A 13,426-nucleotide genomic window follows, 5' to 3' on the forward strand; every position below is an offset into this window, starting at 1 on the left:
TAGAATATGTCTAAAATTGTGGAATCAAAGACCATTGTCGGTTTAGAAGTTGGGACGTCTAAAGTTGTTGCTGTTGTCGGTGAAGTATTGCCTGACGGTGTGGTAAATGTCCTTGGCGTCGGCAGTTGTCCTTCAAAGGGGATTGATAAAGGAAGTATTACCGATTTAAATGCGGTCGTCACCTCTATCCAGCGTGCAATTGAAGCAGCAGAGTCAGTCGCTGACTGTCGCATCATGAGCGTGACGTTAGCCATTACCGGGGAGCATATTCAGAGTCTTAATGAGAATGGTTTCGTGCCTATTGCAGAAGGTGAAGTGACGCAAGATGAAATTGATTCTGCGATTCATACGGCAAGTTCGGTTAAAATGCCGGAAGGGTTGTCTTTGTTGCATATTATTCCGCAAGAATTTGCCGTTGATAAACAAATGAATATTAAAAATCCATTGGGATTACAAGGTGTTCGTTTGAAAGCACAAACTCATTTGATTGCTTGTCATCAGGATTGGTTGAATAACCTGAAAAAAGCGGTAGAACGCTGTAAATTAAAAGTCGATAAAATTGTATTCTCAGGTTTGGCTTCGAGCTATTCCGTATTAACGGAAGATGAAAAAGATTTAGGGGTTTGTTTAGTCGATTTTGGTGCCGGCACGATGGATATTATGGTGTATATCAATGGTGCTTTGCGCTTTAGTAAGGTGATTCCTTACGCCGGAAACCGCGTTACCGATGATATTGCCTATGCTTGTGCTGCTTCCAGAATGGAAGCGGAAAGTATTAAAGTTAACCATGGTAGTGCATTAATGCCGCCAAAATATCATGCAGATAAGAAAATTGAAGTTTCAGGCATTGGTGGTCGCGGGCCTCGCGTATTAACAAAAGAACAACTGTCATTTGTAACATCAGCGCGTTATAAAGAATTGCTTGGTTTAGTTAAAAATGAATGGTTGCGTTTAAAAGCAGATTTAGAATCCAAAAATATGAAATGTGAGCTTATCGCAGGAGTTGTTATTACTGGTGGTGGTGCTCAAATTGAAGACTTAAAAGAATGTGCCGAAGAGGTTTTTGGTTCTAATCATCAAGTAAGAATAGGTAGTCCGTTAAATATTACCGGTTTGACGGATTATGTAAATAAACCGCAATATTCAACTGTTATTGGTTTGCTTCAGTATGAACATAGCAATGAAGATGATGGATTGATTCATGAGGAAAATTCTGGAAGTAATTTCCTAAATTCCTGCGGTAATGTACTGAAAAAAATCTTTAATAAAGTGCGGTCAGAATTTTGAGAATTTTGATTTTTCATCTACAATATGCAAAATTTGGGCTTTAATTTATGCTGATGGTATGTCGGCATTAACGGAGAATAGATAATTATGTTTGAGCCAGTAGAGTACGATCTTGGTGAAATGAGTGGCGCGCTGATTAAAGTTGTCGGTGTTGGTGGTGGCGGTGGTAATGCTATTAACCACATGGTCGCCAGTGTTTTAGAAAAAGAAGTTGGCGGTACTCTAATTGATGAATCCATCATAAATACGGATGAACATGGCAAGATTGAATTTTATTCAGTAAATACTGATGCTCAAGCTCTTCGTAAAAGCCAAGCCCAGCAAACAGTTCAGATTGGAGCAGAAACGACAAAAGGGTTGGGGGCAGGTGCAAACCCTAATGTTGGACGTAAAGCGGCTGAAGATGACCAGGATGCTATTCGTAAGATGCTAGAGGGTGCCGACATGGTATTTATCGCTGCCGGTATGGGGGGGGGGACAGGTACTGGTGCCGCTCCAATTGTTGCTCAAATTGCAAAAGAATTAGGTATTCTTACTGTTGCAGTTGTAACAAAACCGTTTTCCTTTGAAGGTAAAAAACGAATGATGTTCGCTGAAATGGGGATCAAAGAATTATCGAAACATGTAGACTCCTTGATTATCATTCCGAATGAGCAGTTAGCCAAGGTTATGCCTAAAAATGCAACGCTCATGCAAGCCTTTTCTGCAGCAAATGATGTTCTGCGCAATTCTGTTACCGGTATTTCAGATATGATTACCTCTCCGGGGTTAATTAACGTGGACTTTGCTGACGTGCGCACTGTCATGTCTGAGATGGGGCAAGCCATGATCGGTTTTGGCTCCGCCCAAAGTGCGCCTGGAGAAGGTCGTGCAGAGGATGCGGCTAAGATTGCTGTGAAAAGTGATTTATTAGAACGCGTTGACTTGTCCGGAGCAAAAGGTGTGTTAGTCAATATTACTGCCGGAATGGATTTAGGATTATCTGAGTTTTACGCGGTTGGTGATACTGTTAAAGCGTTTGCATCTGAAGAGGCGACGGTTGTTATTGGTACGACACTTGTACCAGACATGGTTGATGAAATTCGCGTAACTATTGTAGCAACTGGTATTGGTGAGCCTGACGCACCTGAAATTCAAATTTCACCTCGACCACAAGTTGCACAAAATTCACAACCAGGACTTCAACCGGTAAATATTTCTTTTGGTGGTTTAGGAACTCGACCGCAAAGTTATAGTCAAAACTCCCAAGATGAAAATCATCAACAGAATGTTCAAAATCATCGTAGAGATGATTTAGATACCCCAATTACTGAACGCTTGAAAGATACGAATTTATTTAACGTTCAAGGATTTATGCGTAATAACGACAAATAACGACAATTATTTTGTTGTGTAACAATACGTTAAGAGACAGATTATGATTAAGCAAAGAACCTTAAAACAAAGCATAAAAGTAACAGGTGTGGGATTACACAGCGGCAATAAGGTGACATTGATTTTACGCCCTGCAATGCCAAATACTGGTGTTGTTTATTGCCGTACTGATTTGAATCCGCCAGTTACATTCCCTGCGAATGCTAATTCGGTGCGCGATACTATGCTTTGCACTTGCTTAGTGAATGAACAAGGTGTGCGCATTTCAACAGTTGAACACCTAAACGCGGCATTAGCGGGTTTGGGTATTGATAATGTGATTATTGAGGTTGATGCACCTGAAGTTCCAATTATGGATGGTAGTGCAAGTCCATTTATTTATTTATTGCTTGATGCCGGCATTGAAGAACAGAATGCACCGAAGAAATTCATTCGTATTAAGCAAAAAGTGCGTGTAGAAGACGGTGATAAATGGGCTGAGTTCTCCCCTTATAACGGTTTCCGTTTAGATTTCACTATTGATTTCAACCATCCGGCAATTAGTAAAAATGTACGTAACTATGTGATGGATTTTTCTGCGCAGGCTTTTGTTCAACAAATTAGTCGTGCTAGAACCTTTGGTTTCATGAAAGATATCGAATATCTTCAATCACAAGGTTTGGCGTTGGGCGGAAGTTTAGATAATGCCATCGTGCTTGATGATTACCGCATTTTGAATGAAGACGGTTTACGTTTTAAAGATGAATTGGTTCGTCACAAAATGTTAGATGCTATCGGCGATTTATATATGTGCGGTTATAACATCATCGGTGATTTCAAAGCATATAAATCAGGCCATGGTTTAAATAATAAATTGTTAAGAGCGGTATTAGATAATCAAGAAGCTTGGGAATTTGTCACCTTTGAAGACAAACAACAAGTCCCAGAAGGTTATGTCGCTCCTGCTCAAGTTTTGATTTAATCAATTCTATCTTAAAAGCTATATTTCGTTTGAAATATAGCTTTTTTTATTGCTTAAAAGATGTCTTGTAATCTCGGTTTATCAAAGTGCGGTTAGAAATCGCAATGTTTTCTGTGGCATTATTAGACTAAATAAGTCGTTTATGAATCAAGATGGCTTTATTGGTATCGTTAAATTTGAACAGAAAGATGCCCTAGTATTTAAATAAAGGAAAGCTTATGTCATTGGATTTAAGTGAAATTCGACAACAAATTACCCAAATTGATCGCAGTTTATTAAAGCTCCTTTCTGAGCGTCATCGTTTAGCGTTTGATGTTGTTCGTAGCAAGGAACTTACCCAGAAACCGTTGCGTGATGCTGTGCGTGAGGAGCAATTGCTACAAGAGTTGGTGCAATTTGCCGAAAATGAAAATTACCAATTAGAACCACAATACATCACTTCAATTTTCCAAAAAATTATTGAAGATTCGGTGCTGACGCAGCAAGTGTATTTGCAGAAAAAACTGAATGTGCAACGTGAACAGAATATTCATATCGCCTTTTTAGGTAAGCGAGGATCTTATTCTCATTTAGCAGCGCGTAATTATGCTACTCGATATCAAGAAGAATTAGTAGAAATAAGTTGTGCCAGTTTTGATGAGGTTTTTGCTAAAGTACAAAATGGTGAAGCCGATTATGGAGTTCTTCCGTTGGAAAACACGACATCCGGTGCTATAAACGAAGTTTATGACCTATTGCAGCACACCGATTTGTTTTTGGTAGGTGAATTGGCTTACCTCATTCAACATTGTGTCTTGGTGAATGGGCAAGATGATTTAAGCAAAATCGATACGTTATACAGTCATCCCCAAGTGATTCAGCAATGCAGTCACTTTATTCACGGCTTAGAACGTGTGCATATTGAATATTGTGAAAGTAGCTCGCATGCCATGCAATTGGTCGCAGGTTTGAACAAACCAAATATTGCCGCTTTGGGCAATGAGGATGGTGGCAAGTTATATGGTTTGAACGTGCTGAAGCGTAATGTTGCCAATCAGGACAATAATATTACACGCTTTATTGTCATTGCCAAAAAGCCGCACAGTGTTTCACCGCAAATCCATACAAAAACCCTATTGTTAATGAGTACGGGGCAACAGGCGGGCGCTTTGGTCGATGCGTTGTTGGTATTTAAAAAACACCATATCAACATGACAAAATTGGAGTCACGTCCGATTTATGGCAAGCCTTGGGAGGAGATGTTTTATTTGGAAATTGAAGCCAATATTCATCATCCTGATACGCAATCGGCGTTGGAAGAATTAAAACAATTTAGTCACTATCTCAAAATTCTTGGCTGTTACCCCAGCGAAATTGTGAAGCCAACAGCTTTGCCGAAATAAATATCTAAAGAAAGTGCGGTGGAAATACAGATAAATTTTCCACCGCACTTTTCTTCTTTCCTACTCTTGAAATTTCACCTTCCGCACTTATATCCATAACGTTTTCAATTTATTCAACATAAGTAGGAAGAATATGAGTACAAATCAAGAAACCCGTGGCTTCCAATCGGAAGTCAAACAACTTCTCCAATTAATGATTCATTCTTTATATTCCAATAAAGAAATTTTCTTGCGCGAGCTGATTTCAAATGCCTCCGATGCGGCGGATAAATTGCGTTTCAAAGCGCTTTCTAATCCGGCTTTATATGAAGGTGACGGCGAATTGCGTGTGCGCGTCAGTTTTGATGCGGATAAAGGCACCCTCACCATCAGCGATAACGGGATTGGGATGACCCGTGAACAAGTGATCGATCATTTAGGTACGATTGCCAAATCCGGAACAAAAGAATTTTTGACCGCACTTGGACAAGATCAAGCGAAAGACAGTCAGCTCATCGGTCAATTCGGTGTGGGCTTCTATTCGGCGTTTATCGTTGCCGATAAAGTGACGGTGAAAACCCGTGCGGCAGGTGAGGCGACTGATAAAGGCGTGCTTTGGGAATCTGCCGGGGAAGGCGAGTATTCCGTGGCGGATATTGAGAAAAAATCCCGTGGCACTGACGTGATTTTACATTTACGTGAGGACGAAAAAGAATTCTTAAACGAATGGCGTTTGCGTGAAATTATCGGTAAATATTCCGATCATATTGGTCTGCCGGTGGAAATGCTTACCAAAGAATATGATGATGAAGGCAAAGAAATCGGTGAAAAATGGGAAAAAATCAATAAATCGGATGCCCTTTGGACACGTTCTAAAAACGACATTTCTGATGAGGAATACAAAGAGTTTTATAAACATTTAAGCCATGATTTTGCGGATCCGTTATTGTGGGCGCATAACAAAGTGGAAGGTAACCAAGAGTACACCAGTTTGCTGTATGTGCCCTCGAAAGCGCCTTGGGATTTATTCAACCGTGAACACAAACACGGCTTGAAACTCTATGTACAACGCGTGTTTATCATGGATGATGCGGAGCAATTCATGCCGAATTATCTTCGTTTTATGCGTGGTTTAATCGACAGCAATGACTTGCCGTTAAATGTGTCCCGTGAAATTTTACAGGACAACAAAACCACGGCGGCGTTACGTAAAGCTTTAACCAAACGTTCGTTGCAAATGTTAGAGAAATTGGCGAAAGAGGATGCCGACAAATATCAGCAGTTCTGGAAAGAATTTGGCTTAGTGTTAAAAGAAGGTCCGGCAGAAGATTTTGGCAATAAAGAAGCCATTGCGAAATTATTGCGTTTTGCTTCTACACACAACGACAGCAGTGAACAAACCGTGTCATTAGAAGACTATGTTGCCCGCATGAAAGAAGGGCAAAAAGCCATCTATTACATCACGGCAGACAGCTATGTGGCGGCGAAAAATAGCCCACACTTGGAATTGTTCAATAAAAAAGGCATTGAAGTCTTATTGCTTTCCGATCGTATTGATGAATGGATGTTAAGTTACTTAACCGAGTTTGATGGCAAAGCGCTCCAAACTATTACGAAAGCGGATTTGGATTTAGGCGATTTGGCGGATAAAGAAGAAAACGAAGCGCAAAAAGAACAAGACAAAGCCTTTGATAGTTTTATTGAACGCGTAAAAACGTTGCTGGGCGAACGCGTGAAAGAAGTACGCTTAACTCACCGTTTAACAGACACGCCAGCAGTGGTTTCTACCGGTAACGACCAAATGACCACGCAAATGGCAAAACTTTTTGCTGCGGTAGGCCAACCCGTACCGGAAGTGAAATACACGTTTGAATTAAATCCGGAACATCATTTGGTGAAAAAAGTGGCTGACATTGCCGATGAAGCGGAATTTGCCGATTGGGTGGAATTGTTGCTAGAGCAAGCCATGCTTGCTGAGCGCGGTTCGTTAGAAAATCCGGCAGCATTTATTAAGCGCATCAATAAGTTATTGGGTTAATCTATTTGTGATTGATTAATGTAATGGTTAAAATCCTCAGTCTGAATAAGATTGAGGATTTTTTATTTTTTTGAGGTGAAAATATGATTACCGTTTACGGCATTAAAAACTGTGACACCGTGAAAAAAGCCTTGAAATGGCTTGCGGATCACAACATCGAACATAAACTTCATGATTATCGAGTGGACGGTTTAGATAATGCTTTTTTACAGCAAGCGGAAGCGCAATTCGGTTGGGAAAACTTGGTCAATAAACGTAGCACGACTTGGCGTAATTTAGATGAAAGCGTGAAAAATTCATTATCAAAAACGACCGCACTTTCTGTGCTTGCCGAGAATCCTACATTGATTAAACGCCCGATTATTTTACAGGACGGCAAAACGTTAATTGGTTTTGATGCAAAAGAGTATGAAGCTGCGTTTAAATAATGTGAGCCGAAGAAAATCTATTTTTAACCGTTTATAGCTGTTGTAATTATTACTTTGATTGTGGCATTGTCGCTCACTTTTTTGTGGCAGGGATTTGCTTGGCCGAAAGTGCGGTTATTTTTGCAGGCGTTTTATCATCTTGCTTTTTGTTATTAATGGGAATAAGATTTGTTATCATATTGTTGCAAATATTAATTACTGGTGTGATAAATGTTTCATGTGGCTTAGTTGTTTGGAATATTTAATATGCTTGGATTTTGTAATCCATTCCCGTGAATTAAAGAAACAAAGGATTGCTTATGAATAACAAATCTTATTTTGCCCTTCTTCCGCTTCCGTTCTTTTTATCCAATGCGTTTGCGGAGGAGCCTCAATCTACCACCTCACTTGCCCCGATTGTAGTGACCGGCGTGTCGCAAAAGAGTGCGAATACGGTAAAACTTAACCCTAAAACGACGCTTCAACCGTTGCCGGCAGGTGATGGGGCAGATTTATTGCAATCCGTTGCAAATATGAGTGTGATTCGTAAAGGCGGGAGTTCAGGTGATCCTTTATTTCGTGGATTGGGTGGCTCCCGTTTGAGTATTCAGGCGGATGATCAATTTATTCATGGCGGTTGTAGCAACCGAATGGATCCACCTACAGCATATATTTTCCCATCGGCTTACGATGAAGTGGTGGTGACTAAAGGACCACAAACGGTGACGCAAGGTACGGGGTTGGTTGCCGGCGCGGTGCGTTTTGTGCGAAAAGAGCCTGAATTTGATACACAAAACACGTATTTAAACGGCAGCCTAACGCTTGGCGGAAATAAACGTCATGATGCTTATTTTGATGCGATGGCCGGTGGCAAATATGGTTATTTACGTACCAGTGTGTCACATAATGAAGCAGGCAATTACAAAGATGGCGACGGTAATCGCATTCATTCTTCGTTTGAACGCCGTAACCAAATGTTACAACTTGGTCTTACTCCGACAGAAAATACATTGCTGACAGGAACCTATGAGCGTAGCCGAGGTGAAGCTGCTTATGCGGATCGTATGATGGACGGCAGTAAATTTGACCGCGATGCATGGAATGTGCGTTTTGTACAACGTAATATTGCGCCATGGTTTACCGAGCTTGAGTTGCGCTACGGTCAAAGCAAGATCGATCATGTGATGGATACTTATAGCCTGCGCTATTTGCGTATGATGGGAAATCAAGTCAAAAAAGCAATGAATCCAAAACGTGAAACAGACACCGGACACCTAAAAGCGACCTTTGATTGGGCGGATATTAATTTGCAGACCGGAATTGATTATATGCGTGACAAACACCTTGCTCGTATGGAAATGCGCGGTGAAGGCTATACGCATAAACCTTATCAGCCGCAACAAAACTTCACCCAATGGGGCGGATTTGCAGAAGGGGCATGGACGGTTAATGATAGCCGTAAGTTCATAGCAGGTTATCGTTATGATGAAGTGAAGGCGGAATACGACACCTTAATGGCAAATCATCCGAATAAAAAACGCACCTATGATTTACACGCGGGTTTCTTCCGTTGGGAAGAAGAAATCAATGGCATTAAATATTATGCCGGTCTAGGTGTTGCCGAGCGTGCGCCGGATTATTGGGAGCGCCGAGTAAGCCAAGTGTTGAATAAAGAACAGAACCGTCAAATTGATACGGGACTGATTTGGAAAAATGATGTTTTTGATCTTTCCCTCTCGTTTTTTGGCAGTGATGTGCATAATTTTATTATGTTAGAAAGCATAAATAACAATACGACAGCCCGCAATGTGAAAGCGACCCGTTTAGGTGGTGAGGTTGAGGGTAAATGGAAATTTGCCGAACATTGGGAAATCGGCAGTAGCCTTGCTTACACATACGGTAAAAATCGTACCGATGATCGCCCGCTGGCTCAAACGCCTCCGTTAGAATGGAAAAACTCATTAACTTGGGATAACGATACCTTGAGCGCAGGTTTGTTATGGCGCTTGGTTTCTGCCCAAAAACGTTATGCCAAAGAGCAAGGTAATATTGTCGGGCAAGATATTGGCCCATCAGCCGGATTTGGCACATTGTCCTTAAACGCAGGATGGAAGATTAACAAATATGTGACCTTACAGGGCGGTATTGATAATCTCTTTGATAAATCCTATGCCGAATTCGTCAGCAAAGGCGCCGATCCTTCTGCCGGAGTGCAAACCACACGGGTGAATGAACCGGGCCGTCAATATTGGATGCGGCTACAAGTTCAATTTTGATGTCGAGAAAATAAAAAATGGATAGTTTAGCTATCCATTTTTTGTTCAATAAGATTTCAATAAAAAAGAAATTTTGTTAAATTACACCGCACTTTTACTTATTCAGCCAATTTCCTCAATGCTATGAAACACCATATTATTCAATTATCTCAATCGCTTATCCGCCGACCCTCGATCAGCCCGAATGACGAAGGCTGTCAGCAACTCATTGCCGAACGTTTAGAAAAATTAGGTTTCCACATTGAATGGATGCCTTTTAACGACACCTTAAACTTGTGGGCAAAGCATGGTTCTGATGAGCCTGTGATTGTCTTTGCCGGGCATACGGATGTGGTGCCAACAGGGGATGAAAGCCAATGGACTTATCCGCCGTTTTCTGCAGAAATTGTAGATGATATGCTTTATGGTCGCGGTGCTGCCGATATGAAAGGATCGCTGGCAGCGATGATTGTGGCAGCGGAAGAATATGTGAAAGCCAATCCAAATCACGACGGTACGATTGCCTTATTGATTACCTCCGATGAGGAGGCTGCAGCGAAAGATGGCACGGTGCGTGTAGTAGAAAGCTTAATGGCGCGCGGTGAGAAAATCACGTATTGCATGGTGGGCGAGCCGTCTAGCTCGAAAACCTTGGGTGATGTGGTCAAAAATGGTCGTCGCGGTTCGATTACAGGCAACCTCTATATTCAAGGCATTCAAGGCCATGTGGCATATCCCCATTTAGCAGAAAATCCGATTCATAAAGCCGCGCCTTTCCTACAGGAATTGACAACCTATCAGTGGGACAACGGCAATGAGTTTTTCCCGCCGACCAGTTTGCAAATCGCCAATATTCATGCCGGTACGGGCAGTAATAACGTGATTCCGGGCGAGCTTTACGTGCAATTTAATTTGCGTTATTGCACGGAAGTGACCGATGAAATCATCAAACAGAAAGTCGCTGAAATGCTAGAAAAGCATGGATTGAAATACCGCATTGAGTGGAATCTTTCCGGCAAACCGTTTTTAACCAAACCGGGTAAATTATTAGATGCGTTAACCGCAGCTATCGAGCAAACCACAGGCATTACGCCAGAAACGGAAACCGGTGGTGGCACCTCTGACGGTCGCTTTATTGCGTTGATGGGCGCAGAAGTGGTGGAATTTGGGCCGCTTAATGCGACCATTCATAAAGTCAATGAGTGTGTGAACGTAGAGGATCTCGCCAAGTGCGGTCAGATTTATCATCAAATGTTAGTCAATTTATTGGATAAATAAGATGAAATTAACCCCTGACATGTTGACCGGCAAATCGCGAGAACATTTGGTGCATTTGCCGACACCGCATTCGACTCATCATTTTTTGCAGGCGCAGGCAATGAAAGCCTTTCAAGGGCTGCAACAAAGTGCGGTCAAAAATGGCTTTAATTTACAACCTGCCAGTAGCTTTCGTGATTTTGCGCGCCAACAACTTATTTGGAACGGTAAATTTAACGGTGAACGTAAAGTGCACGATGATGCAGGCAATGCGTTGGATTTGACCCAATTGGACGATTGGCAAAAAGCCCAAGCTATTTTACGTTGGTCAGCGCTACCGGGGGCGAGTCGGCATCATTGGGGCACTGAAATTGATATTTTCGATCCTGATCTTTTGCCGGAAGGCCAATCCTTGCAGCTTGAGCCTTGGGAATATGAAAAAGGCGGTTATTTCTTTGAACTGAGTGAATTTCTCACCGAAAACCTACCGCACTTTGATTTTAGTTTGCCTTTTATGCAAATGCCGGCAGAGAAAAAAATCGGGCGTGAGCCTTGGCATATTAGTTACATGCCATTGGCGGAGAAAGCAAAACAACTTTTTTCTGCGGAGGTGTTGCTACAGGCATGGGAAAAAGAAGAAATTGCTGGCAAGGCTACATTACAGCAGCATTTTCCTCAAATTTTTGAACAGTATTTTGTATAGATTGATTAAAAAGTGCGGTGTGTTTTTAGTGAACTTTTCAGCAGTGAAAAATACGTTAAAAAACACACCGCACTTTTTTTGATTTATGTGTTGTTACATTTCTATCACATCTCTTTTCTTCTCTTAGACTTTTGTGAGCTACTTCAAAAATCCGGAAATTTTACAAAGAATTACATTTTTTTTTGCACTGAATGAAAGTATCCTACTCGCTAGCTGTAATTTAGGGAGATAAAGATGTATCAGTTTCAGCAGTTTACTCAAAAAGATATTGAAATTTTGAAGGATGAAACGATTTATCAGGGTTTTTTTAAGCTAAATAAAGTTCAATTCAAACATAAACTTTTTGCCGGCGGTTGGAGCGGCACGGTGACCCGTGAATTGCTCGTCAAAGGGGCTGCATCTGCTATGGTTGCCTACGACCCAGTGTTAGATAACGTGGTGTTGGTAGAGCAGGTGCGTATCGGGGCTTACGACCCGAAATCAACCCAATCTCCTTGGCTGTTAGAACTCATTGCCGGGATGGTTGAGGAAGGTGAAACACCGGAATCCGTGGCATTACGAGAAAGTGAAGAAGAAGCCGGCGTGAAGATTTCTCATATGCAACATTGTTTGAGCGTATGGGATAGCCCCGGTGGCGTGCTTGAGCGTATTCACGTTTTTGTCGGTAAAGTGGATAGCACCACAGTCGGCGGATTACACGGTTTAGCAGAAGAGAATGAAGATATTCGTGTTCATGTCGTGAGTAGGGAAACAGCATATCAATGGCTTTGTGAGGGTAAGATTGATAATGGCATTGCGGTAATCGGATTACAATGGCTAGAGTTAAATTACCGAAAATTGAAAGAGCAATGGCTGTAAGCATTTTATTATCTGACGACATAGGTAATTTAGACTAAGTTTAATATTAAGTAGTAGGAGTTTACTTTGTTAAATACCTATCAATATAACACCCAACAAGATGTGTTCCGTATAATTCAAATTACGGATCCGCATCTTTTTCAAGACACTAACGGTGAATTGTTGGGCATCAATACGCAAGCAAGTTTTTCCCAAGTTTTAAGTGAAATTCAACAACAGCAATACGACTATGATCTTGTGTTAGCAACAGGCGATTTAGTACAGGATAATAGTGATGAAGGCTATTTGCGTTTTCGTCAAGAGGTGAAAGCGCTGAACAACAAAATGGTCTTTTGGATCCCTGGAAATCATGATTTTCAGCCGAAAATGTTTGAAATCCTAAAAGAAGATAGCGTGAGTGCGAAAAAGCATATTTTGTTAGGGGATAAGTGGCAAATTTTGCTTTTAGATAGCCAAGTGCAAGGCGTGCCACACGGGCAATTAGAAGCGGAAGAGCTGGATTGGTTAAAGCTAAAATTACAAGAATATCCTGAACGCTATTCTTTGGTCGTATTGCATCATCATCTTCTTTCCACCGGTTCTGCTTGGTTGGATCAACATAACTTACGTAATGCCAATGAATTGGCGGAAGTCTTAGCGCCATTTAAGCATGTCAAAGCCCTACTATACGGACACATTCACCAACAAGTGGATAGTGAATGGCTTGGTTATCAAGTGATGGCAACGCCTTCTACGTGTATTCAATTTAAAGCGGACAGCAACACTTTTGCACTGGATGTTGCTCAGCCCGGCTGGCGCGAAATAGATTTACATGCTGACGGGCATATTGAAACCCGTGTAAAACGCATTCAACAGGTATCCTTTTTACCGAATATGCAGGTTGAAGGTTATTGATTGTTAAAAGTGCGGTCATTTTTTAAAGGGG

General features: G+C 41.5%; 11 protein-coding genes. All 11 read left to right on the plus strand.

Annotation, left to right across the window (positions count from 1 at the left end):
- The first annotated feature begins 6 nt into the window (after positions 1–6).
- A complete protein-coding gene (gene ftsA, locus DK415_RS05525; protein WP_048750686.1) occupies positions 7–1,287 on the plus strand; it encodes a cell division protein FtsA in 1,281 nt (426 codons plus the stop codon).
- An 87-nt stretch (positions 1,288–1,374) separates the two neighbouring features.
- Entirely contained in the window at positions 1,375–2,661 is a 1,287-nt protein-coding gene (gene ftsZ, locus DK415_RS05530) for a cell division protein FtsZ (protein ID WP_109432798.1), read from the plus strand.
- 43 nt (positions 2,662–2,704) lie between these two features.
- Complete coding sequence (gene lpxC, locus DK415_RS05535) at positions 2,705–3,622, plus strand: UDP-3-O-acyl-N-acetylglucosamine deacetylase (protein WP_109432799.1); 918 nt, start codon at positions 2,705–2,707, stop codon at positions 3,620–3,622.
- A gap of 218 nt (positions 3,623–3,840) precedes the next feature.
- Positions 3,841–5,004, plus strand: coding sequence for a chorismate mutase (locus tag DK415_RS05540; protein WP_109432800.1), 1,164 nt, complete (start codon positions 3,841–3,843; stop codon positions 5,002–5,004).
- A gap of 133 nt (positions 5,005–5,137) precedes the next feature.
- Positions 5,138–7,021, plus strand: coding sequence for a molecular chaperone HtpG (gene htpG, locus DK415_RS05545; protein WP_162540474.1), 1,884 nt, complete (start codon positions 5,138–5,140; stop codon positions 7,019–7,021).
- 83 nt (positions 7,022–7,104) lie between these two features.
- Positions 7,105–7,449 carry an ArsC family reductase gene (locus DK415_RS05550; protein ID WP_109432802.1) on the plus strand — a complete coding sequence of 115 codons (345 nt, stop codon included), beginning with the start codon at positions 7,105–7,107 and terminating at the stop codon, positions 7,447–7,449.
- A 299-nt stretch (positions 7,450–7,748) separates the two neighbouring features.
- Positions 7,749–9,704 carry a TonB-dependent copper receptor gene (locus DK415_RS05555; protein ID WP_109432803.1) on the plus strand — a complete coding sequence of 652 codons (1,956 nt, stop codon included), beginning with the start codon at positions 7,749–7,751 and terminating at the stop codon, positions 9,702–9,704.
- 123 nt (positions 9,705–9,827) lie between these two features.
- On the plus strand, positions 9,828–10,961 hold the full coding sequence (gene dapE, locus DK415_RS05560) for a succinyl-diaminopimelate desuccinylase (RefSeq protein ID WP_109432804.1): 1,134 nt from the start codon (positions 9,828–9,830) through the stop codon (positions 10,959–10,961).
- Between the two features lies 1 nt (position 10,962).
- On the plus strand, positions 10,963–11,643 hold the full coding sequence (locus tag DK415_RS05565) for a M15 family metallopeptidase (protein WP_109432805.1): 681 nt from the start codon (positions 10,963–10,965) through the stop codon (positions 11,641–11,643).
- Between the two features lie 234 nt (positions 11,644–11,877).
- On the plus strand, positions 11,878–12,501 hold the full coding sequence (nudF, locus tag DK415_RS05570; RefSeq protein ID WP_109432806.1) for an ADP-ribose diphosphatase: 624 nt from the start codon (positions 11,878–11,880) through the stop codon (positions 12,499–12,501).
- Between the two features lie 66 nt (positions 12,502–12,567).
- Complete coding sequence (gene cpdA / locus DK415_RS05575) at positions 12,568–13,395, plus strand: 3',5'-cyclic-AMP phosphodiesterase (RefSeq protein WP_109432807.1); 828 nt, start codon at positions 12,568–12,570, stop codon at positions 13,393–13,395.
- The last annotated feature ends 31 nt before the right edge of the window (positions 13,396–13,426 follow it).

The organism is Aggregatibacter segnis, assembly GCF_003130075.1.
Taxonomy (GTDB): domain Bacteria; phylum Pseudomonadota; class Gammaproteobacteria; order Enterobacterales; family Pasteurellaceae; genus Aggregatibacter; species Aggregatibacter segnis_A.